The organism is Leifsonia shinshuensis (assembly GCF_022606355.1).
In the GTDB taxonomy this organism is placed as follows: Bacteria; Actinomycetota; Actinomycetes; order Actinomycetales; family Microbacteriaceae; genus Leifsonia; species Leifsonia shinshuensis_B.
In genome coordinates, this window is the sequence record NZ_JAHHZQ010000005.1 from 195165 (window position 1) to 217636 (window position 22472).

22 protein-coding genes and 1 pseudogene are annotated in these 22472 nt (G+C 70.0%); 16 read left to right on the forward strand and 7 right to left on the reverse strand.

Features of this window, described 5'->3' with window-relative positions; genetic code table 11:
- The first annotated feature begins 45 nt into the window (after nt 1-45).
- From KNO15_RS19600 to KNO15_RS19610, 3 genes are all read left to right on the forward strand, one after another.
- A complete protein-coding gene (locus tag KNO15_RS19600; protein ID WP_241705502.1) occupies nt 46-429 on the forward strand; it encodes a hypothetical protein in 384 nt (127 codons plus the stop codon).
- Between the two features lie 10 nt (nt 430-439).
- The gene (locus KNO15_RS19605) at nt 440-1276 is read left to right on the forward strand and encodes a DUF1206 domain-containing protein (RefSeq protein ID WP_241705503.1); all 837 of its coding nucleotides are present in this window, start codon (nt 440-442) and stop codon (nt 1274-1276) included.
- Nucleotides 1277-1374: 98 nt separating this feature from the next.
- A complete protein-coding gene (locus KNO15_RS19610) occupies nt 1375-1977 on the forward strand; it encodes a 2'-5' RNA ligase family protein (RefSeq protein WP_241705504.1) in 603 nt (200 codons plus the stop codon).
- A gap of 22 nt (nt 1978-1999) precedes the next feature.
- Here KNO15_RS19610 and KNO15_RS19615 read toward each other — a convergent pair whose 3' ends face one another.
- The 3 genes from KNO15_RS19615 to KNO15_RS19625 all read right to left on the reverse strand — a co-directional run bounded on the left by KNO15_RS19615 (nt 2000) and on the right by KNO15_RS19625 (nt 5423).
- Entirely contained in the window at nt 2000-3187 is a 1188-nt protein-coding gene (locus tag KNO15_RS19615; protein WP_241705505.1) for an alkaline phosphatase family protein, read from the reverse strand.
- 68 nt (nt 3188-3255) lie between these two features.
- On the reverse strand, nt 3256-4212 hold the full coding sequence (locus KNO15_RS19620; protein WP_241705506.1) for an alkaline phosphatase family protein: 957 nt from the start codon (nt 4210-4212) through the stop codon (nt 3256-3258).
- A gap of 113 nt (nt 4213-4325) precedes the next feature.
- On the reverse strand, nt 4326-5423 hold the full coding sequence (locus KNO15_RS19625) for a LacI family DNA-binding transcriptional regulator (RefSeq protein ID WP_241705507.1): 1098 nt from the start codon (nt 5421-5423) through the stop codon (nt 4326-4328).
- A gap of 224 nt (nt 5424-5647) precedes the next feature.
- Here KNO15_RS19625 and KNO15_RS19630 point away from each other — a divergent pair, with 224 nt between their 5' ends.
- From KNO15_RS19630 to paaK, 7 genes are all read left to right on the forward strand, one after another.
- A complete protein-coding gene (locus KNO15_RS19630; protein WP_241705508.1) occupies nt 5648-7309 on the forward strand; it encodes an ABC transporter substrate-binding protein in 1662 nt (553 codons plus the stop codon).
- A 76-nt stretch (nt 7310-7385) separates the two neighbouring features.
- On the forward strand, nt 7386-8366 hold the full coding sequence (locus KNO15_RS19635; protein ID WP_241705509.1) for an ABC transporter permease: 981 nt from the start codon (nt 7386-7388) through the stop codon (nt 8364-8366).
- A 17-nt stretch (nt 8367-8383) separates the two neighbouring features.
- A complete protein-coding gene (locus KNO15_RS19640) occupies nt 8384-9328 on the forward strand; it encodes an ABC transporter permease (protein ID WP_241705510.1) in 945 nt (314 codons plus the stop codon).
- Nucleotides 9325-11013: an ABC transporter ATP-binding protein gene (locus KNO15_RS19645; RefSeq protein ID WP_241705511.1), complete on the forward strand. Its 1689-nt coding sequence runs from the start codon at nt 9325-9327 to the stop codon at nt 11011-11013. Before KNO15_RS19640 ends, KNO15_RS19645 begins: the two co-directional genes overlap by 4 nt.
- A 33-nt stretch (nt 11014-11046) precedes the next feature.
- Complete coding sequence (locus tag KNO15_RS19650) at nt 11047-12219, forward strand: glycoside hydrolase family 1 protein (RefSeq protein WP_241705512.1); 1173 nt, start codon at nt 11047-11049, stop codon at nt 12217-12219.
- A 220-nt stretch (nt 12220-12439) separates the two neighbouring features.
- Nucleotides 12440-12874, forward strand: coding sequence for a hydroxyphenylacetyl-CoA thioesterase PaaI (gene paaI / locus KNO15_RS19655; RefSeq protein WP_241705513.1), 435 nt, complete (start codon nt 12440-12442; stop codon nt 12872-12874).
- 14 nt (nt 12875-12888) lie between these two features.
- Nucleotides 12889-14202, forward strand: a complete 1314-nt coding sequence (gene paaK, locus KNO15_RS19660; RefSeq protein ID WP_241705514.1) for a phenylacetate--CoA ligase PaaK — start codon at nt 12889-12891, stop codon at nt 14200-14202.
- Nucleotides 14203-14368: 166 nt separating this feature from the next.
- On the opposite strand, the gene KNO15_RS19665 is transcribed toward paaK, so the two are convergent.
- Nucleotides 14369-14935, reverse strand: coding sequence for a TetR/AcrR family transcriptional regulator (locus tag KNO15_RS19665; RefSeq protein WP_241705515.1), 567 nt, complete (start codon nt 14933-14935; stop codon nt 14369-14371).
- 186 nt (nt 14936-15121) lie between these two features.
- On the opposite strand from KNO15_RS19665, the gene KNO15_RS19670 reads away from it, so the two are divergent.
- From KNO15_RS19670 to KNO15_RS19680, 3 genes are all read left to right on the forward strand, one after another.
- Nucleotides 15122-16429 carry an MFS transporter gene (locus KNO15_RS19670; protein ID WP_241705516.1) on the forward strand — a complete coding sequence of 436 codons (1308 nt, stop codon included), beginning with the start codon at nt 15122-15124 and terminating at the stop codon, nt 16427-16429.
- Nucleotides 16430-16498: 69 nt separating this feature from the next.
- The gene (locus KNO15_RS19675; RefSeq protein ID WP_241705517.1) at nt 16499-17383 is read left to right on the forward strand and encodes an alpha/beta hydrolase; all 885 of its coding nucleotides are present in this window, start codon (nt 16499-16501) and stop codon (nt 17381-17383) included.
- Nucleotides 17383-18942 carry a carboxylesterase/lipase family protein gene (locus KNO15_RS19680; RefSeq protein ID WP_308220459.1) on the forward strand — a complete coding sequence of 520 codons (1560 nt, stop codon included), beginning with the start codon at nt 17383-17385 and terminating at the stop codon, nt 18940-18942. The genes KNO15_RS19675 and KNO15_RS19680 overlap by 1 nt, the downstream gene beginning before the upstream one ends.
- A gap of 16 nt (nt 18943-18958) precedes the next feature.
- On the opposite strand, the gene KNO15_RS19685 is transcribed toward KNO15_RS19680, so the two are convergent.
- Nucleotides 18959-19192: a hypothetical protein gene (locus KNO15_RS19685; RefSeq protein ID WP_374113188.1), complete on the reverse strand. Its 234-nt coding sequence runs from the start codon at nt 19190-19192 to the stop codon at nt 18959-18961.
- A gap of 202 nt (nt 19193-19394) precedes the next feature.
- Between KNO15_RS19685 and KNO15_RS19690 the strand changes: the two genes are divergently transcribed.
- From KNO15_RS19690 to KNO15_RS19705, 3 genes and pseudogenes are all read left to right on the forward strand, one after another.
- Nucleotides 19395-19811 carry a hypothetical protein gene (locus KNO15_RS19690; protein WP_241705518.1) on the forward strand — a complete coding sequence of 139 codons (417 nt, stop codon included), beginning with the start codon at nt 19395-19397 and terminating at the stop codon, nt 19809-19811.
- 150 nt (nt 19812-19961) lie between these two features.
- Nucleotides 19962-20672, forward strand: a pseudogene (locus tag KNO15_RS23525) (alpha/beta hydrolase).
- 62 nt (nt 20673-20734) lie between these two features.
- A complete protein-coding gene (locus KNO15_RS19705; RefSeq protein WP_241705521.1) occupies nt 20735-21406 on the forward strand; it encodes a hypothetical protein in 672 nt (223 codons plus the stop codon).
- Here the strand turns inward: KNO15_RS19705 and KNO15_RS19710 are convergent.
- Complete coding sequence (locus KNO15_RS19710) at nt 21403-21846, reverse strand: VOC family protein (RefSeq protein WP_241705522.1); 444 nt, start codon at nt 21844-21846, stop codon at nt 21403-21405. The genes KNO15_RS19705 and KNO15_RS19710 overlap by 4 nt on opposite strands.
- A gap of 53 nt (nt 21847-21899) precedes the next feature.
- Complete coding sequence (locus KNO15_RS19715; protein ID WP_374113189.1) at nt 21900-22385, reverse strand: hypothetical protein; 486 nt, start codon at nt 22383-22385, stop codon at nt 21900-21902.
- Nucleotides 22386-22472: the final 87 nt, after the last annotated feature.

Sequence of the window (22472 nt, forward strand, 5' to 3'; positions counted from 1 at the left end):
GAAGCTCTAGTTACTTCACGAATTGCACGTCTCGAAGGGGTAGTCATGACGATCGCGATCAAGGATGCCCGGCCGGTCCTCCGGCTTTCCGTCGGAACTCAGTGGGGAAGCCGTCGTGACCAGGCGCCGTCGCCCAGCGAGCACCTCGCCTGGCGTCAGCCGATCGATGGGCTGTGGGTCGCCGAGACGCCCTCGACCTACCTCGGCATGATCGAACGGGTGGACGACGGCTTCATCGCCTCCGCGGCGGACGGCCGCACGCTCGGCCGCTTCACGGCGGCCTCCGACGCAAAGATCGCGGTGTACGCGAGCTGGTTCCGGCGCAGCGAGACGACCGGCGTGCTCGGGTGGGCCAGGAGGATCCTGCGCAGGGCGATCGGTACCACGACCGAGACCCGGGCCAAGACGACCAGGGCGGTCGTGCGGTGAGCAGGTTCTGGTGAGCGCCGGATCGAGCGGCGCAACGGCGGATGCCGGGGCCGAGCTCCGCAACGCCGTACGGACCGCGGGCGACAGCAGATTCCTCGAGGTCCCCGCCAGGGTCGGGTTCGCGGCGAGCGGCCTGATCCAGGTGCTGCTCGGCGGCCTCGCGATCCAGCTCGGGGCTTCGCGGGTGGGGGAGCCCGACCAGACGGGAGCGCTGGAGGAGGTCTCGAAGCTCCCAGGAGGGTTCGTCGTGCTGTGGGTCGCGGCGATCGGCCTGTTCGCTCTCGCGCTGTGGCTGCTGACCGAGGCGATCCTGGTCAGAGCCGGTTCCGCCGCCGACCGCTGGATGCGCCGGCTGGAGCACCTGAGCAAGGCCGCTGCCTACGCGGTCCTCGGATTCACCGCGCTCGCGTTCGCAGACGGCCACCCGTCCAACGCGAGCACCAGGACGAGCCACGCGAGCGGAAGCATCCTGTCGTCGCCGGGAGGCCAGGTGCTGCTCGCCGTGCTCGGGCTCGTGACAGGTGCGGTCGGCGTGTACTTCGTCGCGAAGGGGATCCGGCTCCGTTTCCGACGCGACATCGCGGTGCCCTCCGGACCGGCCGGGCGCGGCATCACCGTGCTCGGGGCGGTCGGTTACGTCGCGAAGGGCATCGTCGTCGGCCTCGCCGGAGCGGCGTTCATCGTGGCGGCCGTCCGCGTGCAGCCGGCGACGGCGACGGGCCTGGCTGGCGGGCTGTCGACGCTGGAGCAGCTCCCGTTCGGCGGCGCGATCGTCGTCGTCGTCGGGTTCGGGCTGATCGCCTCCGGCGTCTACAACATCGCGCGGGCCTGGCTGGCGCGGTTCTGACGGCTGACCCCGACGGGCATCGGGGGAGGATCGGCTGTGGCAACCTGGGTCGTGGGACCCGGCCCAGGTGCACGCGTCCCGCCGAAGGGAGGTGGCCGATGCGGCCGTTCATGACCGACCGGGCGACACTGGCGTCCCTCGAAGGGCAGCAGTACGTCGTGCTGAGGCCTGCGGCGGAGGTCGGTGCGTTCTACGCGGAGGAGCAGCGCATCCTGCTCGACCGCCTGCCGACCGGGCTCCCGCATCCGAACACCGGCCACATCACTCTGCGCGGGTTCGCCGAGCCCGACCGGGTCGACGCCCTGCGCGCCGCCGTGCGTGCGTGCGCGGCGGCACAGGACCCGATCGAGGCCGTCGTGGAGGCGATCGACGGTTTCCCTGCGCCGTTCCAGGTGCTGATCGCGCGTCTGCGGCGGTCGCCCGCGCTGACGGAGGCGTACGCGTCGATGACCCGGGCGCTGGAGTCGACCGACTTCGAACGGATCGGTGAGCTGCCGCTGGACGACTGGGTCTTCCACCTCTCGCTGGTGTACTGCGCGGCACTGTCCGACGACGACTGGCGTGCTCACCTCCGCGCGTCGCGCCGACCGGTCGCTCCGGCTCCGACCGAGTTGATCTCCTCCGCCGAGTTCGTCTGGTACGCCGGAGGGGTCGAGCACGTCGAGGTCGTCCCGCTCGGCCAGGGAGCATCGCTCCACTGAGGGGTGCCCGATAACGCACTCCTCACGCCGGCGGCGCCACAGGGGCCTTCGGCGGCTTCGGGTTCACCTTCCCGTCGATCGGTGCCGGCACGGTGCTGCCGTCGAGCGTCACGAGCGGGGGCAGCGGCTGGCCGAGGGGTCCTGGCCAGGGTGCGGGAGGGACGGGTGCCGGCCGCGGGATCGGCGCGACGGGCTGGGCGAACGTGCTCCCGGGCGCGGGCGGCACCGGGCGCCCGAGCCCCGGCTGCACCAGGTGGGCGAGCGACGGGGCGTCGTCGACGCGCGGCACCCCGAACGTCCCGAGCCCGAGGAGGTCGCAGATCGTCTTCGGGATCGACGCGTGCGAGTGCCACTCCGGATCGATCGCCTGGGGCACGGCGCCCCCGAACATCAGCAGCGGGATGCGCGAGCCGCCGATGATCGGGAACCCGTCCGGGTGGAGGGCGTCTGGCACGGTCTCGATCGCGGGCGTCGGAACCGAGTCGGCGTAGCCGCCCCAGTCGTCCCAGGTGAGGATGAAGACCGTCTCGTCCCAGCCTCCGCCGTCGATGACGGCCTGGACGCGCTGCCACACCAGTCCCTGGCCCTTGGCGAGGTAGTCGGGGGCGCTGACCGCCGGCGGATGCTCGTCGTACCCGGCCGGCGACCAGACGTAGCAGACCTGCGGCAGTGTGCCGCCCTTCGCCATCGGGATGAACTGCGACGGCGGGTGCACGTCGTCGGTCCCCGGCGGCTTCGACAGCGACGTGTAGAACTTGATCGGGTAGCCGTCCTGGTCGGGGAACGCGCCCCAGCTGACGCCGGCCTTCTGGGCGACGCTGAAGATCGACGGGAGGTCCCACACCGGGTGCGTCCCGACGAACGGCGGGTTCTTGAGCGTCGGCATCTGGCCTCCGACGGCGAGCATGTGGCCGGGCGTGGAGTTGGAGCCGGAGCCGAAATGGTGGTCGCTGAACACGAACGTCTTCGCGAGCCAGCTGTAGTAGGGGATGAGCTGGTCGTTGTCGAGCTGCATGGGCTCGGCAGGGTAGTCGCCCATGGCGTAGTGCACCCACGCGTTCCGGTCGTGCGGCTGGTCGAAGTCGGGGGCCGTGGTGCGCAGCGGCCCGGTGTGCGCGACCCGCGCTCCCCACTCCGACAGGGTCGGGAAGTAGAAGTCGGTGGTCTTGTTCTCCTGCAGAAAGACGATGACGCGCTTCACTGCTGACATGACACCAACGAAGCACGCACGCGGCGCGGGCGCCAGTACCGTGTCGGGATTCGCAGGGTCCGGGCTGCTCACTTCAGCAGCGGCGTCATCGCCGTCGCCGCGGCGTCCTCGCCGGTGAGCGGATTCAGCCCCCAGGCGTCCTCGATGGTGCGCAGCAGCGAGTAGTGCGTGTAGGGCGCGCTCGAGACGGTGTGCTCGCGGGCGGCCGGGCCGGCGAACACGCACGCGACCGTGTTGTCGGACGCGTCGCCCTCGTCGAAGGTGACCACGAGGAGCGAGCGCTGTGTGGTGAAGGCCGGGGAGGCGAGGATCGGGGGGACGTTCGCGCGCAGCCAGGCGTCGCCCGTCGCGACGGAGCAGTCGTGCATGTCGTTGCAGAGGTTCGGGCTGATGAAGGCGAAGTCCGGCAGGCCGGCAGCCGACGCGAGGTCGGTGCCGAACCGCGTGTACGGCACGTCGTGCGACGCGCAGTACGACGACTCGGCCGTCACGCTCGGAAAATAGAGGAACGGATTGTGCTTCACCGCGTACGACGTGGTGTTCGTGGTCGTGCACGGCGCCGGCATGCTCTCGGCGTACAGCTTCCACGACCGTCCCGCCCTGTCGAGCTCGGCTGCGAGGTTCGGCCCGGTGACCAGGCAGGAGCCGCCCGGCGGGTTGCAGTCGGTCGTGATGCCTCCCGTGGTGCCGCTGGTGAGCGCCAGATAGTTCGGGAGGCTCGGGTGCGTGATCGCCGAGTAGCGTGTCGCCAGCGCGCCGGATCGGGCGAGCTGGTTCAGGTAGGGGGCGTCCGGATCGCCGATGATCGCGGTCGACGGCTTGTTCTCGTCGACGATGACGACGATGTGCTGGAGGCCGGGGGAGGCCACCGTCGCCGGCGGCGGCGGCGCGGCCGGAGCGCTCTGCGCGCTGCGCGCACTCGTGCCCGTGCCCGGGGCAGACGCGCTCGCCGTGCACCCCGCGACCGCGAGCGCGAGCGCCACGGCGCCCGCCGCCGCCCGCACCCCGCGCATCCGCCCGCCCATGCCAGCACAGTACGCCGCCCGGGCGCCGCCCGGGCGGCACCCGGGCGGAACCCGAGGGGCACGCAAGCGCCCCTAAAACCGCGCTTTAGGGGCAGCTGGGTGCCCCTCGACTGCTACGGGAGCGGCGGGAGGGGGCCCTCGCAGCTCTCGCGGAGGAGGACGGTCACGGGGAGTTCTGCGTTCGCGGGGGCCAGGTCGGGGGCGTTGAGTCGCGCGACCATCGCGCGCACGGCGGCGCGCCCCAGCTCCAGCATCGGCTGGCGGACGGTGGTCAGGCGCGGCGTCGATCGGGTGCCGTCGTCGATGCCGTCGAAGCCGGTGACGATGACGTCGTCCGGCACCCGGAGGCCGGCCGCGCCGAGGGCGTCGAGCACGCCGAGCGCCATCTGGTCGTTGGCGCAGACGAGGGCGCGAGGGAGGCGGCCGCCCGCGATCAGGTCGGCGGCGACGGCCCTGGCGCGCTCGCGCGAGAACTCGCCGTGCAGCACCGGCAGCGCCGTCGGGTTGATGCCGCGGCCCTCCAGCGCCTCGGCGAAGCCGCCGTAGCGCTCGGCGTCGTCGGGGGAGTCGAACGGGCCGGTCAGGTACATCGGGTCGCGGATGCCGTGGGCGTCGATCAGGTGCTCGGTGAGCGCGCGCATGCCCTCGCGGTTGCGCACGGTGATGTGGTCGAAGTCGTCGCCGCTGCGCTGGCCGGCCAGGTAGACGACGGGGATGCTGTCGCCGATCCGCTTGAGGACGTCGTGCGGTGCGCTCTGGGCGATCACGGCGAGGCCGTCCACCTTGCCGGCGAGATCGCTCAGCGCGATCTCCAGCGATTCCGGGGATCGCCCGCGCCCCACGCTGATCATCAGCGAGAAGCCCTGGCGCCACGCCTCGAGCTCGCAGCCGCGCAGAACAGCCTCGAAGTACAGGTCGGCGCCGAGCCGCTGGCCGGGTCGCGCGGGATCGAGTCGCACCTCGACAGGGCGGTCGGCGTCGATCGCGGGGTCGCTCAGGTCTTCGACCGCGTCGACTCCGGGGAGGAACAGGCCGAGCACGCCCGTTCGGCGGGAGGCGAGGCCGCGCGCGCTCCCGCTCGGGACGTAGCGCAGCTCACGCACCGCTGCGAGGACGCGTTCTTGGGTGGAAGCGCGTACATCCTCGGGTCGCGTGAGCACGCGCGACACCGTCGCGATCGAGACGCCGGCGTGCGCGGCGACATCATACACCGTGGGTTTTCCCGCCACTTTTCCCCCGAGTTCTTCCGCGAATAGGTGGACCTGGTCACATTCTGGCATGTGGAACCATCTTTCGGGGGAGGGGTTGAAAGACGTTTCGTATGCGCTTACAGTGGGTCCCGCTCACCCGTTCGGCCACTCCAGCCGGACCGAGCACAGCCTCACCGCCCGAGTGCGGAGCACCTCGTCATCGTCGACTGAAGGGACCCCTTGCGATGAATAAGCCAAGAACGCGCCTCCGGCGTTCACTCGTCGCCATCGCCGCCGCCGCGTCACTGCTGGCGATGAGCGCATGCAGCATTCAGACCTCCGGCTCCAACGGATCCGGCAGCTCGGGGGCCAGCGGCTCCCTGCTCTTCGGCGCGGACGGCGGCAACCCGACGTTCGTGCGCAACTTCAACCCCTTCTCACCGACCACCCGCACCGGCGCTCACTACATGTACGAGCCCCTGCAGGTGGTCAACGCGATCGACGGCAAGGCCACCCCGTTCCTCGCGACCGGCGACAAGGTCGTCGACCCGAAGACGATCGAGTACACGATCCGCTCGGGCGTCGACTGGTCCGACGGCACGCCGTTCACCCCGGCCGACGTCGTCTACACCTTCGACCTGCTCAAGAAGACGCCGGCGCTCGACCTCCTCGGGCAGTGGCAGAACATCGACACGATCAGCTCATCGGGCAGCACCGTCACGTTCCACCTGAAGGGCCCGAACGTCCCCGCGGCGACCATCATCGACCAGCAGATCATCGTGCCGGAGCACATCTGGAAGACGGTCAAAGATCCGGTGACCTGGACGAACGAGAAGCCGGTCGCCACCGGACCGTACGTGGTCGGCGACTTCGCGCCGAACCAGTACACGATGGTCAAGAACACCAAGTACTGGCAGGCCGACAAGGTCGCCGCCGAGAAGCTGGTGCTCCCGGCCTCCAACACCAGCCTCCAGATCGTCAAGGGCGGTTACGACTGGGCCTACTCGTTCATCGACAACGTCGACAAGACCTGGGTGGGCGCGAACAAGCAGCACAACAAATACTGGTTCCCGCCCGGCGGCACCATCTCGCTGATCCCCAACCTCACCAAGGCGCCGTTCAACAACGTGGACTTCCGTGCGGGCCTGGCCTCCGCTCTCGATCGCGACAAGATCGCCAACGACGCCGAGCAGGGCTACGTGAAGGCCGCAGGTCAGAACGGGCTGCTGCTGCCGAACGCGCAGTCGTGGCTCAACTCCTCGCTGCCGAACCAGGGCATGATCGCCCAGGACGCGCAGAAGGCACTGCAGTCGTTCGCGAAGGCCGGCTACACGCAGCAGGGCGGCAAGCTCGTCGACGGCTCCGGCCAGCAGCTCCAACTCACGATCACCACCCCGAACGGCTACACCGACTGGCTGCGCGGCGTGCAGGCCGTCCAGTCGCAGCTGCAGGCAATCGGGATCGCGGTGACGATCGACCAGCCGCAGCCGGCCGCGTACACCCAGGCGCAGAACAACGGCGACTTCCAGCTCCTGATGGGGGCGTTCGGCGGCGCGGGCAGCGTCTACCAGGACTTCAACACCCTGATGAGCAGCCAGTTCGTCAAGCCGATCGGCACCGCGGCGTCCGGTAACTTCGAGCGGTTCAGCAGCCCGCAGGCCGACGCCCTGCTCGAGCAGATGCGGTCGGCCACCTCCGACAGCGACCAGAAGAAGATCGCCGGCCAGCTGCAGGAGGTCATGTACAACCAGCTGCCCGTCATCAGCCTGTTCTACGGCGGACTCTGGGGCCTGTTCAGCGACAAGAGCTTCACCGGCTGGCCGAGCGCGAGCGACCCGTACGCGACCCCGGCCACCTGGACGGAGAACTCGCTGCTGATCCTCACCCATCTCACGAAGGCGAAGTGAGCGGAGGCCGGTCGCGGGTGACCGCCCGCGACCGGCCTCGGCTCCTGCCGCATCCCGAACAGCGAAAGGAGGCGTCGTGCGCTATCTGCTGGGCAAGCTGGGACTCTTCGTCCTCACGCTCTGGGCCGCCATCACGGTCAACTTCATCCTGCCGCGCCTGATGCCGGGATCGCCCGCCGACGCGGCGATCGCCAAGCTCAGCCAGAACGGCCCGGTGTCCCCGGCCATGCGCGCCTCCATCGAGGCCCAGCTCGGCGTGCCGACGGGGAGCATCTGGGATCAGTACGTGACGTACCTCGGCCAGATCGTCCACTTCGACTTCGGGCCGTCGTTCAGCTACTTCCCGCAGTCGGTGTCGAGCCTGATCGGGGCGGCGCTGCCCTGGACGCTGGTGCTCGTCGGCACGGTGACGATCCTCGCCTTCGTGCTGGGCACCCTGCTCGGCGTGCTGGCGGCGTGGAAGCGCGGCACAGCGCTCGACACCATCCCGACCGTCGGCGGCCAGTTCCTCTCCGCGTTCCCCTACTTCTGGATCGCGCTGCTGCTGCTGTTCTTCTTCGGCTACGTGGCCGGCTGGTTCCCGACCAGCGGCGCGTATTCGCAGACCGCGACGCCGAACTGGAGCTGGAGCTTCTTCGCCGACGCGGTGTACCACGGGATCCTCCCCGGGCTCACGATCCTGCTCACCGCGTTCGGCGGCTGGATCATCGGTATGCGCAACACGATGGTCAACACCCTCGGCGAGGACTACGTGACCTTCGCCGAGGCCAACGGCCTGCGTACGCGCACGGTCGCCCTCCGCTACGCGGCCCGCAACGCGCTCCTGCCCCAGTTCACCTCGTTCGGCCTGGTGCTGGGCGGTGTCGTCGGCGGGTCGCTGCTCGTGGAGACGGTGTTCGCCTACCCGGGCGTCGGCCTGCTGCTCTTCCACGCGGTGACCAACCAGGACTACCCGCTGATGCAGGCGCTGTTCCTCATCATCACGGTGAGCGTCCTGATCGCGAACTTCCTGGTGGACATCCTGTACGGCGTGCTCGACCCGAGGACCAGACGATGACGCAGAAGGAACCCACGATGACGCAGCCACCGAGCACGACCTCCGTCCGTGCGACCGAGGTCGCGGCCGCGGCGGCGACCGAGCAGAAGGGCTGGAACCCGCTGCGTGTGGTCGGGCGCGCGGTCGGGACCGTCTGGTCGGAGCCGAAGGCGCGCTTCGGCATCATCCTGCTCGCGCTCTTCATCCTGATGGCGATCTTCGCCCCGCTGCTCGCGCCGTACGACCCGCACGACACGTCCTTCCCGCACAGTCAGGACGGCAGCGCCGCGCACTGGCTGGGCACGACCGCGGTCGGCCAGGACGTGCTCTCGCAGCTGATCTGGGGCTCCCGAATCTCCGTGTCGGTGGCCCTGGTCGCCGGCCTGCTCAGCACGATCGTCGCCGTGGCCGTCGGTCTCAGCTGGGGCTACGTTCGCGCGTTCTGGGGCGAGGGCGTCGGCTTCGTCGTCAATCTCTTCCTGGTCATCCCCTCGCTGCCGCTCATGATCGTGATCGCGGCGTACCTCCACAACGGCGGCATCGGCGTCATCGTGCTCGTGGTCGTGGTGACCGGCTGGGCGTGGGGCGCGAGGGTGCTGCGCTCGCAGACGCAGACCCTCCGCTCCCGCGACTTCATCACCGCGGCCAAGTTCAGCGGCGAGAGCCCGAACCGGATCGTCTTCCGAGAGATCCTGCCCAACATGACCTCGCTGATCGTTGCGAGCTTCTTCGGGGCGGCGACCGCGGCCATCCTGGCGGAGGCCGGTCTGGAGTTCCTGGGCCTCGGCGACCCGAACACGGTGAGCTGGGGAACCATGCTCTTCTGGGCGCAGAACAGCAACGTACTGCTCACCGGCCAGTGGGTGCAGCTGTTCGCGCCCGGCTTCATGATCGCGCTGTTCGCCGTCTCGATGACGTTCATCAACTTCGGAGTCGACGGCCTCAGCAATCCCCGTCTGCGCGAGAGGAAGGCGGCGCGATGAGCCTGCTGCGAGTGGAAGACCTGTCCGTCGTCTACGACGAGGGGAACGGCACCGCGTTCGAGGCCGTGAAGAAGGTCGGCTTCGCCCTCGACCAGGGTGAGTTCGTCGGGCTGGTCGGCGAGTCCGGCTCCGGAAAGTCGACGCTCGGCTTCGCGCTCACCCGGCTCTCGAAGCCGCCTGCGCGCATCGCGGGAGGCCGCATCCTGTTCGACGGCACCGACATCGCCGCGCTTTCCACCGAGGAGGTGCGCACCCAGCGGCAGGGCGGCTTCGCGATGGTGCTGCAGTCGGGCATGAACGCGCTCAACCCGGTGCGGACCGTCCGCAACCACTTCCTCGACATCTTCGCCGCGCACGGCCACGTGCCGCCGCGCGCCCGAGCCGCCAGGGCGGAGGAGCTCATCGCCAAGGTGGAGCTGCCTCCCGCGACGCTGAACCGGTACCCCGGCGAGCTCTCCGGCGGTATGCGGCAGCGCGTCTCGATCGCGCTCGCCCTCTCGCTGGAGCCGCGGCTGATGGTCTTCGACGAGCCGACCACCGCCCTCGACGTGCTCGTGCAGCACGCGGTGATGAACACCATCCGGCAGCTGCAGGCATCGGAGAACTTCACGGCCGTGCTCATCAGCCATGACCTCGGCGTCGTGCTGGAGGCGACGCAGCGCGTGCTGGTCATGCACGACGGCGTCATCGTGGAGGACGCCCCGAGCGAGCGCATCCTGAACGCGCCGCAGCACCCGTACACGCAGATGCTCCTGAGCCACTACGGCGACCCGCGCGCCGCCGAGGTGAGCGTGCCCGGTCTGGACCGGCGCACCGGAGGCGCCGCGCGACCGGAGCCGGCGACAGGCGCGGTCTCGGGCGCGCGGACCTCGGGGTCCGCCGCGCGGCAGCGGGTCGGCGCGCGCGAGCCGATGGTCGTCTCCAACCTGACCAAGGTGTACCCGAAGGGTCGCAGGGGTGACGCGACGCGTGCGGTCGACGACGTGTCCTTCACGCTCGAGCCGGGGATGTCGATGGCGCTGGTCGGCGCCAGCGGCAGCGGCAAGTCCACCATCGCCAAGATGATCACCGGCGTAGAGCGGCCGACCTCCGGCACCATCGCGTTCGGAGGCACCCGCATCGACACGCTGCGCGGCCGGCGGGCTCTCAAGCAGCTGCATTCCGAAGTGCAGATGGTGTTCCAGGATCCGTACGCGGCGCTGAACCCGCTGCACACCGTCGAGTACATCCTGACCCGGCCGGTGGTGAACTTCACCGGCCTGCGTGGTGGGGCGGCCCGAGCCCGTGTGCTCGAACTGCTCGAGACGGTCGGCCTGACCCCGGTCGAGAAGTTCGCCTCACGGCTGCCGCATCAGCTCTCCGGAGGCCAGCGCCAGCGCGTCGTCATCGCGCGTGCCCTCGCGAGCGACCCGCAGGTGATCATCGCCGACGAGCCGGTCTCGATGCTCGACATGTCGCTGCGGGCGGGCGTGCTCGCCCTGCTGGAGGAGCTGAGGCGCACCCGCGGCGTGAGCATGCTCTACATCACCCACGACCTGCTCAGCGCGCGACTGGTCACCGACCGGATCATGGTGCTCGACAAGGGCGTCGTGGTCGAGCGCGGCGACACGGCCGAGGTGCTGCAGCGACCCCGGGACGACTACACGGTGCGGCTGCTCGACGCCGTCCCGAGCCCGCGCGGCTGACGTCCCTTCCGACCACGAACCGAGGAGAACCCTGTGCTCACCTTTCCCGACGGCTTCCTCTGGGGTGCCGCGACTGCTGCCCACCAGGTGGAGGGGAACAACGTCAACAGCAACTGGTGGGTCCTGGAGCACACCCCCGGCACCCCGATCGTGGAGCCGAGCGGTGATGCCGCCGACCATTACCACCGCTACCCGGAGGACCTCCGGCTGCTCGCCGACGCCGGCCTGAACAGCTACCGGTTCTCCGTCGAGTGGGCGCGCATCGAGCCGGAGCGCGGGTTCGTCTCGCGGGCCTCCCTCGACCACTACCGCCGCATGATCGACGCCTGCCTCGAGGTCGGTCTCGAACCGGTCGTCACACTGATGCACTTCACGGTGCCGCGGTGGATGGATGCGGCCGGCTTCTGGCGCAATCCGGAGGCTCCCGACCTGTTCGCGCGCTACACCGAGACCGTGCTGCCGATCCTGGAGGACGGCGTGCGCTACGTCTGCACGATCAACGAGCCGAACATCGCGGCGATGCTGGCGGGCGGCGAGGACGCCGGCAACCTGGTCGCCTTCGGCCTCCCCAATCCCGACCTCCAGGTCGCCGACGCCCTGCTCGCCTCGCACAGGAGGGCGCGCGAGGTGCTCTCGTCGGTGCCCGGCCTGCAGAGCGGCTGGACCATCGCGACGCAGGACTTCCGGGCGGTGGACGAGCCGGGCGCGGCCGAGATGCTGCACGAGTACGGCTATCCGCGCGACGACTGGTACCTCGAGCAGGCGGAGGGCGACGACTTCGTCGGCGTGCAGGCGTACACGCGCACGTTCATCGGGCCGGAGGGCCCGCGCCCGGTCGCGGACGACGTGGAGACCACCCTGACCGGTTGGGAGTTCTACCCGTCGGCCGCGGCGAACGGCATCCGCTCGGCCTGGCAGAAGAGCAGCCACACGCCGGTGATGGTGACAGAGAACGGCATCGCGACCGCCGACGACAGCCGCCGCGTCGACTACACCGCGGAGTCGCTGCGCGCCATCCACGAGACGATCGCGGAGGGGATCGACGTGTGGGGTTACCTGCACTGGAGCGCGCTCGACAACTACGAGTGGGCCAGCGGCTTCCGGCCGACGTTCGGCCTCATCGGCGTCGATCTGCAGACCTTCGAGCGCACGCCCAAGCCCTCCCTCGGCTGGCTCGGCGCCGTCGCCCGCCGCAACGCCCTCTGACCTCCCCCGAGGGGCACGCAAGCGCCCCTTCCCGGCCGTTTTAGGGGCGTTTGCGTGCCCTTCGGCGAGTGGAGGTTGCGTGGGCGGCATCGGGATGCGACGATTACCGAACGATCGGTAAGGAATTCGTGCGTCGCCGTGGATGCGCGATCCGCCGGCGGGTGAGGATGACGATGTCCGACGCTTTCCTGGTGAGTGGGGTTCGGCCGGCGGTGCGCGCATGAGCGCGCGCCCGGAGCAGCCGGTGCGCCCGATGATGCAGCGCGACCGGGCCTCCGCCGCCCTGGGCATGCTGGTCGAGAAGGATGAACCGGGGGAGTCCCGTGTCAGCATGCGCGTGCGCGAAGACATGACCAACGGCTTCGCCATCACGCACGGCGGCCTCGTGTTCGCGCTCGCCGACACCGCCTTCGCGATCGCCTGCAACGAGGACGAACGGGTGACCGTCGCCGCGGGCGCGGACATCACCTTCCTCAAGTCCACGCGCGCCGGGCAGACGCTCACCGCGCACGCCGTGCGCCGCAGCCTGGTCGGGCGCACGGGCGTCTACGACGTCACCGTGACCGACGAGACCGGCGACGCGGTCGCGGAGTTCCGCGGTCGCTCGCTCACCACCAACCGGGCCGCCGCCGACGCCGGCGGCACCGCCGACTGAACCGGGAGCGACCCGTGTCGAAGACGACCACCGCCCGAGCCGCGCTCGACGTCGCCGAGGTCGACCCGGCGACCATCGGCCGCGACGAACTGCGCGCCCTCCAGCTCCGCCGCCTCCAGTGGACAGTGCGGCACGCGTACGAGAACGTGCCGTTCTACCGCGCCACGTTCGAGGCGGCGGGTGTCGCGCCGGACGACATCCGCACCCTCGACGACGTCCGCCTGCTGCCGTTCACCACCAAGGACGACCTGCGGTCGACCTACCCGTTCGGGATGTTCGCCGTCCCGATGTCGGAGGTGCGCCGCATCCACGCATCGTCGGGCACGACCGGGCGACCGACCGTGGTCGGCTACACGCAGGGCGACCTCGACCGGTGGGCCGACCTCGTCGGGCGCTCGCTGCGCGCGGCGGGGGTGGCGGCCGGCTGGAAGGTGCACAACGCCTACGGGTACGGGCTGTTCACCGGAGGCCTCGGCGCGCACGCCGGTATCGAGCGGATCGGCGCGACCGTCATCCCGATGTCGGGGGGTCAGACCGCGCGGCAGGTGCAGCTGATCCACGACTTCGAGCCCGACGCGATCATGTGCACGCCGAGCTATCTGCTGACGATCGCGGACGCCATCGAGGCAGCGGGGCTCGACCCGCGCGGCACGTCGCTCAAGGTCGCGATCCTGGGCGCCGAGCCCTGGACGAACGAGTTGCGGGCCGAGATCGAGCGCCGTCTGGGCCTGGACGCCGTCGACATCTACGGCCTCAGCGAGGTGATGGGCCCCGGCGTCGCGAGCGAGTCCGTGGTGACCAAGGACGGCCCGCACGTCTGGGAGGATCACTTCCTCCCCGAGACGATCGACGGCGAGACGGGCGAGCCCGTCGCGGACGGCGAGCACGGCGAGCTCGTCTTCACGTCGCTGACCAAGGAGGCGTTCCCCGTCATCCGCTACCGAACGCGCGACCTGACCCGCCTGCTGCCGGGCAGAGCCTATCCGGCTCTGCGCCGCATCGAGAAGATCACCGGGCGCGACGACGACATGATCATCCTGCGCGGCGTGAACCTCTTCCCCACCCAGATCGAGGAGCTCGTGCTCGGCATCGAGACGCTCACACCGCACTTCGTGCTCGAGCTGCGCAGGGCGGGCAGGCTCGACACGCTCACCGTGCGCATCGAGCGCCACCCGGCTCTCGACCGCGATGTGTGCGAGGCGGCGGCGAAGGTGCTCCAGCAGCGCATCAAGACGCACATCGGCACGACCGTCGACGTCGTCCTCGCCGAGCCGGCGGAGCTCCCTCGCAGCGAGGGCAAGTACAAGCGCGTCTACGACTACCGCTGACCTCCCGCGACATTCGTCACGAATCACGACATTCGTGCCACGAATCACGACATTCGTCACGAATCCCGCGCCCCGGCAAAGATCGAGATTCGTCACGAATGTCGAGATTCGTGGCACGAAAAGTGACATTCGTGACGAATCTCGTGCCCCTCGGGGGCTCAGGGGCTCAGGGGCGCAGGAGGGTGAAGAAGCGCTCGATGTCGGCGGCCATGTCGATGCTGGGGTCGAGGATCCAGGCGTTCTGGAGGCCGTCGGCGAGGGCGTGACCGGCGCGGATGATCCACTCGGGGTCGAGGTCGGCGCGGATGCGCCCGGCGCGCTGTTCGGCGAGGAAGGCCTCCCGTGCGGCCGCGTGCACGGTCGCGGTCCGGTCGAGGAAGAAGGCGCGGGCCGGGTGCTCGGTGTCGCCGGCCTCCGCCGCGAGCCGCGTGTAGAGCTCGACGAGCCCGGGCACCTGGGCGTTGTGCCGGATGATCTCGACCAGCGATTCCTCGAAGCCGGCGTCGGGGAATTGCCGGGAGTCGTGCTCGTCGCGCGCGCGGAGGATCTCCACGAAGAGCTGCTCCTTGGAGCCGAAGTAGTGCAGCAGCCCGGCGGGGCTGAGGCCGACGGCGTCGGCGATCTCGCGCACGGAGGCGCTGCGGTAGCCGCGCTGGCCGATGATCTCGAGGGCGGCCTCCAGGATCTCCTCGCGCTTGACGACTCCCTTCGCGTACGCGCCCCGTTTGGCCATGGGATCCAGGATAGGCGATCAAACACGAACGGGATGCGGCTTTCGCACCGAAACCCTTGCAACGTTCGGCTTTTGGTGCGACAATCGTCAGCGTCTGAATACCTAACGCTGTTTGGTATTGAGGCGGCACCAGACCCGCACCGCACCTTCCCGCACAGCACCAGTCCCGCTCAACGAGGAGCCCCGATGACCATGACCCCGCCCGATCCGGCCGCCGAGATCGCGCCGACCGGCTTCATCAGCGCGCAGCAGCCCGCCGTCGGCCAGCCGGCGGCCAGCCCGCCCGCCAACAAGCGTCTGCTGCCGAGCCTGCTCGCCGCCTCCCTCACCCTCTTCGCCACCTACGGCGGGCTGATCGCGATCCTGCTCCCCGTGCAGGTCGCCCTGCTCGACCCGGCGCACAAGGTGGGCAACCTCGCCATCGTGACCACGACCTCGTTCGTGTTCACACTGTTCGCGCAGCCGCTCGCCGGTGCATTCAGCGACCGCACGCGATCCCGCTTCGGCCGCCGGGCACCGTGGATGGTCGTCGGCGCGATCGTCGGCGGCATCTTCCTGCTCGGGCTCGGCTCGCTGACCGACCTGCTCTGGATCACCGTGTTCTGGGTAGTGATCCAGGTCGCCCTGAACTTCCTGCAGGCGCCGCTCACCACGATCACGGCCGACCGGTTCCCGCGCTCCAAGCGCGGCGGCGCGAGCGCCATGATCGGCCTCGGCACCCAGCTCGGCATGACGATCGGCGTCATGCTCGCCGGTGCCTTCGCCAAGCAGGTCGGCGTCGGCTACGCGGTCTTCGGCGGCGCCGTCATCGTCGTGACGCTGCTGTTCGTGCTGATCAATCGCGACTGGTCGTCGAAGGATGCCACGGTCGAGCCCTTCCGCTGGGGCGCGTTCTTCTCCGGTTTCTGGATCAACCCCCGCAAGCACCCGGACTTCTTCTGGGCCTTCACTGCGCGCTTCCTGCTGATCCTCGGCTACTTCGTCGTCACGACCTACCAGCTCTACATCCTCACCGACTACATCAAGCTCTCACTGGAGGCGGCGACCGGCGCGGTCATCACCCTGACCCTGGTGGCCTTCGTGCCGACCCTGATCGCGATCGTGGTCTCGGGATGGTGGAGCGACAGGGCGGGCCGCCGCAAGGTCTTCATCTACGTCGCGACGGTCGTCATGGCGATCGGCCTGGCGATGCCGCTGATCATGCCCAACTTGACCGGCATGATCGCGATGAGCGTCATCAACGGCATCGGCTTCGGCCTCTACATGTCGGTGGATGCGGCGCTGATGACGGAGGTGCTCCCCAACGAGGGCGGCGCGGCCGGCAAGGACCTCGGCATCCTCAACGTCGCGACCAACATCCCGCAGGCGCTGAGCGCCCCGATCGCGGCGATCATCATCGGCTCTCTCGGCGGCTACCCTGTGCTGTTCGTGTTCGCGATCGTCTTCGCCATCCTCGGCGCGGTGGCCACCGCGCCGATCAAGAGCGTCAGGTGACCGTTCCGGCGCCTCCCCGAACGGTGAGGCGCCGGAACACGCAGACCAGCACAGAAGAAAGGCAGCACCATGGCACTCGCCGAAGTGAACTTCTACGCGAAGACCCTCGAGCGCACCGTCACATTCAACGCGATCATCCCGACCGACAAATCGCTGCTCTCTCCCGGGCAGGAGGAGAAGAGCGGTGCGTCGACCGACGGGCTGAAGACCCTCTACCTGCTGCACGGCGGCCTCGGCAACTACACCGACTGGCTGGGCGGGACGCGCATCCAGATGTGGGCGCAGGAGAAGAACCTCGCGGTAATCATGCCGTCAGGGGACAACCGCTGGTGGATCGATGATGCCGAGGGCTCGGCGATGGCCGGCAACTACGGGCGGTTCGTCGGCGAGGAGCTGGTCGACTTCACCCGCAGGACGTTCCCGCTCTCGCACCGGCGCGACGACACCTTCATCGCGGGCCTGTCGATGGGCGGCTATGGAGCGCTGGTCAACGGGCTGCGCTTCTCCGACACGTTCAGCCGGATCGGTGTGCTCTCGCCCGGTCTGCTGCTGGGCGACCTGGTCCCCGGCTACGACGAGCCGCAGCTGGAGAGCCTCGACACCCTCATGCCGGGCAACCGGCGGATGATCGAGCGCGCGTTCGGCGACGCCGCCTCCGTGCTCGGCAGCGACCGCGACTACAAGGGACTGATCGCGCGGCTGAAGGAGTCCGGCGCGGACATCCCCGGGATCTTCCTGGCCAGCGGCGTCGACGACTTCGTGCTGACGCGCACGCAGGACTTCCACCGCTTCCTCGAACGCAACGCCGTCGAGCACCACTACGAGGAAGGGCCGGGCGGCCACGACTGGCTATTCTGGGACGCGTTCATCAAGAAGATCCTCGACTGGCTCCCCCTCGATGAGGACGCCGTCGACGGCAGACACAGTGGCAACGTGACGGCGGAGGTCGCCTGATGGAGAACATGCAGACATCCCCGGCGGAGGCCGGGGCCGAGGCAGTCGCGGAGGCCGGGGCCGGGGCGCACCCCGAGGTGCGGACGCTCGCCGGCACGGTGCGCGGTCGCTGGAAGGACACGACGGCCCCTGGGTCCGGCGCACGCGGCGCCCTGCGGTCCGCGGCGTTCCTCGGCATCCCGTTCGCCGAGGCGCCGGTCGGAGAGCTGCGCTTCGCAGCGCCCGTTCCGAAGGCCCCGTGGGAGGGCGTGCTCGACGCCGCCGCGTTCGGTGCCACCGCGCAGCGAGGCGATCCCGGCGTGACGCTCATCCCCGAGCCGAGCGTCCCGGGGGAGTCGACGCTCAACGTCAACGTGCACACCCCGAGCCCGGTGCAGGCTGAGGCGGGCAACGGCCTCCCCGTGCTCGTGTACATCCACGGCGGCGGCTACTTCGCCGGCTCCCCGGCGAGCCCCTGGTACGACGGCCGCAACTTCAACCGCGACGGGGTGGTGACGGTCACCATCTCCTACCGGCTCGGCTTCGACGGCTTCGGCTGGATCGAGGACGCACCGTCGAACCGCGGTGTGCGCGACTGGCTGCTCGCGCTGGAGTGGGTGCAGCAGAACGTCGCGGCGTTCGGCGGCGACCCTGCGCGGGTCACGATCTGCGGCCAGTCCGCAGGCGGCGGGGCCGCGCTGACCCTCCTCGGCATGGCGAAGGCGCAGCACCTGTTCCGCGCCGTGTACGCCATCTCCGGAGCCCTGGCCGACGTGACACCGGAGAAGTCGGAGGCCTTCGGGCGGGCGCTCGCCGCGACGGCCGGCGTCGAGCCGACCCGTGCCGGCTGGGCGACGGTCGCAGAGGAGCGCGTCCTCGAACTGCAGAAGAAGGCGACGGAGCTCGGGCCGGATGCGCTGAACGAGGTCGTCGAGGGCGGCCTCCCGCTCGGTCCGACGATCGACGGCGACCTCCTCGTCCGCTCGACGCCGGAATCGTTGCGGAGCGGTGTCGGCGCCGACAAGCCGCTCGTCCTCGGCGCCACCGACGACGAGTTCACGATGGCGATGGCCGACGCGGGCAGGACGCTCGCGCTGGTGCCGAAGGGCATCCTGCTCGGCAAGCTCGGTGTGCCGAAGAGCGCACGGAAGGCGTACCTCGCCGCGAACGCCGACGTCGTCGCCCACGGCAAGGCCCGGCTGGCCGGCCGCGTGCTGACCGACCGGATGTTCCGCGTCGCGGTCCTGAACGTGGTCGCCGACCGCGGCACCGCGCCCACCTGGGTGTACCGGTTCGCCTGGCCGTCAGGGCACTTCGGCTTCGCCGAGCACTGCCTCGACGTTCCGTTCTTCTTCGACTGCCTGGACGGCCCCGCGATGGAGCCGCTGGCCGGCCCGAACCCACCGCAGGAGCTGGCCGACGAGGTACACGGTGCGGCGGTGGCGTTCGTCTCGGGAGGCGACCCCGGCTGGCCGCGCTACGACGGCGCCACCCGGATCGCGCGCGTCTACGACGCCTCCACCCGGGATGTGCGCGACGCTTACGCCTCGGTGCGGCCGCTGCTCGCGGCTGCCCGCTGAGCCGGCGCCCGTCGTCTCAGTTGAAGATCGCCCACTCGGCCCGGTCGAGTGTCATCGGCTGGCCGTGGGCGATCACCTGCCAGTGCTTGTCGTCGCGCCCGGCGTACTCGGCCAGGAGGGTCGTGTACTTCCAGTCGCCGGCGACGCGGTTCCAATGGATGAGCGCGATGAGTTGACCATGCCGCAGGTAGGGGACCGGCGAGGTCTCCTCGAGATGCGGGGCATGGTGGATGGACGGGTGCATGGTCACGGCATACCTCCCTGTCGCCGGGCACCGGTCCCTCGCCGACCGCGACGGATGTGCCGGGTGAGCACAGTGTGATCCCTGTGCCCACCTCCTGGCTAGGGTTTTCGACACGGTGTGTCAGGTTTGGAAGAGAGCAGGATCGGAGAAGCGACCCGGCGGGCTCCGAGCCTAGGTTGGAGCCAGGTCACGAGAGGGGAACGAAACCATGACCGACACCACGTTCAGCAAAGAAGAGAAGGCCGCGATCAAGGCCGCCGTCGCCGAGAAGAAGGCGGCGCAGGCCGGAGCGGACGCTGCCGCCGCGTGCGACGAGGCGATCGCCGCGATGACCGGCACGGACAAGGAGTTCGCGGAGGCGTTCCACCGGCTGGTCGCCGAGAACACGTCGCTGGCCGCGAAGACCTGGTACGGCATGCCGGCGTACGCCGACGCCGACGGCAAGACCGTCGTCGCGTTCAAGCCGGGAGCCAAGTTCAAGATCCGCTACGCGACGATCGAGTTCCAGCAGGCCGCGCAGCTCGACGACGGCGGCCTGTGGCCGGTCGGTTACGCGATCACCAGCATGACCGCTGCGGACCAGGAGCGGATCGCCGCGATCCTGCGCACGGCCGTCGGCCGTTGAGCCCCGGCCAGGCGGCATCCGCCGCCGGGCCGGTTGAGGAACTCCTGGTGACACCTCTTGCCGAAGGGGTTCGGGCTGTCTCATGATGTCGCCGTGCCGCCGCCCTATCGGGCGGCCTCCCGGAACCGTCACCGACTCGAGGAGAGATTCATGCCTGAACTGCCCACCATCGTTCTCGTCCACGGCGCCTTCGCCGATGCCTCCGGCTTCGCCGGGGTGATCGCCGAGCTCGAAGGATCCGGGTACACGGTCGTCGCGCCGCCGAACCCGCTCCGCGGCCTGCTGAACGACGGCGAATCGGTCCGCCGCGTCGTCTCCGCCATCGACGGGCCCGTCGTGCTCGTCGGCCACTCCTACGGCGGTGCGGTCATCGGCCAGGCATCCGCGGGGCTGAGCAACGTGAAGGCGCTCGTGTTCCTCGCCGCCTTCGGGCTCGACGTGGGCGAGAGCGCGGTGAGCGCGTAGCAGCCGTACCCGGCGCCGCTGCTGGCGACCGAGAACGAGCCCACCCCGTACGAGGCGGTGGGGGCACCCGGCGGCCCCGAGCTCCACGTGAAGAAGGAACGATTCCAGGAGGTCTTCTGCGCCGACTCGTCGGACGAGGCCGCCGCCGTCATGTACGCCACCCAGCGCCCGCTGGCGGTCGCCGCGCTCACCGAGCAGGCGACGGGAGCCGGCTGGCACGACATCCCGAGCTGGTTCCTGGTGTCCGACCACGACAACTCCATCTCGCCGCAGGCCGAGGAGGCCTGGGCGAAGCGGATGGGCGCGACCACGGAGCACATCGATGGATCGCACACCGCCTTCATCCCGCGGGCCGACCGGGCGGCGGCGATCATCCGGGCCGCGGCGGAGGCCTGAGCCATCGTGCGAGTCCTCTCAGATCCGTAGGGAGCGGTGGGCGCCTCTGACAAGATGGCGACGTGACGGGGACACGACGCCGACGGATCTCGGCCGCGGCGGCGATCGGCTACGGATGTCTGCTCGCCCTGTCGCTGCTGGGGCTCGTCGGCCGGGTGCTCGTGGCCCACGACGAGGGCCTCGACTGGCTCGACATCCTCTCGATGCTGGCGCTGATCGTCGCCGGCGTCCTGCTGCTCGCGTTCGGGCTGTTCCGGCTCTACGCGACGCTCGACCGCAGACGGACCCGCCGACTCGGCGAGACCTACCCCGGCGCGTTCATCGCGACGGTCCCGACCGACCCGGTGCTGGTCTCGAGTGCTGACGCGTTCGCGCGCCAGTCGACCGGCGCGCGGACCAAGCTCGTCGCCAGCTCGTACATGGCGCTGGTCGCGGACCGCGGGGCCGTGCGCTTCGTGCGCGGGTGGCGCCGGCCGCACACGGTCGCGGAGTTCCCCGCGGCCGCGATCGAACGGGTGGAGATCGGCTCCGCGCAGTCGGGAGCACGGATCGTCCCCACGCTCGATCTGATCTGCCGAGACGGCGCCGCCCACGGGCGGATCAGCGTCCACCTGATGCGGTTCGGCCGCGTCGTGCCGCGCTTCCTCCGCGACGAGTCGCTGGACGACGCCGCCCAGGCGTTCGCGCAGGCCGTCGGCATCGACGGACGGACCCCCGCGCGTCAGGAGAACTAGCGGTCTGCGTGCTGCAGCTCCTCGGCCAGCATCACGAGGATGCCGCTGGGGCCGCGCAGGTAGGTGAGCTTGTAGACGTCCTGGTAGTTCGCGACGCCACGCAGCGGGTAGCAACCGTGCGACGCCGCGACCTCCAGGGCGGCGTCGATGTCGTCGACCGCGAACGCGACCCGGTGCATGCCGATCTCGTTCGGGAGCGTGGGGTCGGTCTCGATGGCGCCGGGGTGGAGGTACTCGAACAGCTCCAGCCTGCCGTGGCCGTCCGGCGTCTGCAGCAGCGCGATCTTCGCGTGGTTGCCGTCCAGGCCGACTGCTGTGTCGGTCCATTCGCCGTTGACGGTGTCGCGGCCGACCACCTCCAGACCGAGGTCGGTGAAGAAGGAGATCGTCGCTTCGAGGTCGCGCACCGCGATGCCGACGTTGTCGAGTCTGATGGCCATGGGGTGCATGGTACTCAGCGGCGGCGGTCAGCCTCCCGCGACCGGCGCCGCGCTCACGGGTTGTGCGTGATGGTCAGCTCGGGCGAGCTGAACGGGAACGGGTAGATCAGCGTGCCCCCGCTGGTCAGCGCCTCGTGCGGGACCAGGAACAGCCACGCCATCCCGATGAGGCCGGCGAGCACGGCGAGCGCACCGATGACGATGGCGGCGCGGTCGAGCGTGCGGAGCGCGTCCGCGACCGTCGAGGCCTGACGGGCGACCCGGCCGATCGCGACGAACAGGATGACGGCGAACGCGGCGTAGACGATCCAGCTCGGGTGCAGGACGAGGTTCGCGCAGGTGACCTGGGCGGCGCCGGAGCCGCCGGCATTCGGCGTGTCGGTGCACGTCCCGACGCTCCCCGTGCTCAGCAGCGTGTACGCCGCGGCGGCTCCTGCCGTCGTGAGCAGCAGGCGGCGCAGCCGCATCAGGATCGGCCCGGCGGGCAGCCGCGAGAGCTCCCCGGTCTCGACCGTCGTCGTCCCCATCGTCCGCATCACGTGTCCCCCTCGCGTCGGCGTCCATCCGATCCTGGCACGGATCCGGGGAAAAGTCCTTGCGCATCCGCTCGCCGACCGGCCAGTCTG

Excerpts from the sequence above, each read along its gene's own strand:
- KNO15_RS19600 (WP_241705502.1), top strand. The coding sequence starts at position 46 with ATGACGATCGCGATCAAGGATGCCCGGCCGGTCCTCCGGCTTTCCGTC.
- KNO15_RS19610 (WP_241705504.1), top strand. The coding sequence starts at position 1,375 with ATGCGGCCGTTCATGACCGACCGGGCGACACTGGCGTCCCTCGAAGGG.
- KNO15_RS19615 (WP_241705505.1), bottom strand. The coding sequence starts at position 3,187 with ATGTCAGCAGTGAAGCGCGTCATCGTCTTTCTGCAGGAGAACAAGACC.
- KNO15_RS19620 (WP_241705506.1), bottom strand. The coding sequence starts at position 4,212 with ATGGGCGGGCGGATGCGCGGGGTGCGGGCGGCGGCGGGCGCCGTGGCG.
- KNO15_RS19630 (WP_241705508.1), top strand. The coding sequence starts at position 5,648 with ATGAATAAGCCAAGAACGCGCCTCCGGCGTTCACTCGTCGCCATCGCC.
- KNO15_RS19640 (WP_241705510.1), top strand. The coding sequence starts at position 8,384 with ATGACGCAGCCACCGAGCACGACCTCCGTCCGTGCGACCGAGGTCGCG.
- KNO15_RS19645 (WP_241705511.1), top strand. The coding sequence starts at position 9,325 with ATGAGCCTGCTGCGAGTGGAAGACCTGTCCGTCGTCTACGACGAGGGG.
- paaI (WP_241705513.1), top strand. The coding sequence starts at position 12,440 with ATGAGCGCGCGCCCGGAGCAGCCGGTGCGCCCGATGATGCAGCGCGAC.
- KNO15_RS19665 (WP_241705515.1), bottom strand. The coding sequence starts at position 14,935 with ATGGCCAAACGGGGCGCGTACGCGAAGGGAGTCGTCAAGCGCGAGGAG.
- KNO15_RS19670 (WP_241705516.1), top strand. The coding sequence starts at position 15,122 with ATGACCATGACCCCGCCCGATCCGGCCGCCGAGATCGCGCCGACCGGC.
- KNO15_RS19675 (WP_241705517.1), top strand. The coding sequence starts at position 16,499 with ATGGCACTCGCCGAAGTGAACTTCTACGCGAAGACCCTCGAGCGCACC.
- KNO15_RS19680 (WP_308220459.1), top strand. The coding sequence starts at position 17,383 with ATGGAGAACATGCAGACATCCCCGGCGGAGGCCGGGGCCGAGGCAGTC.
- KNO15_RS19690 (WP_241705518.1), top strand. The coding sequence starts at position 19,395 with ATGACCGACACCACGTTCAGCAAAGAAGAGAAGGCCGCGATCAAGGCC.
- KNO15_RS19710 (WP_241705522.1), bottom strand. The coding sequence starts at position 21,846 with ATGGCCATCAGACTCGACAACGTCGGCATCGCGGTGCGCGACCTCGAA.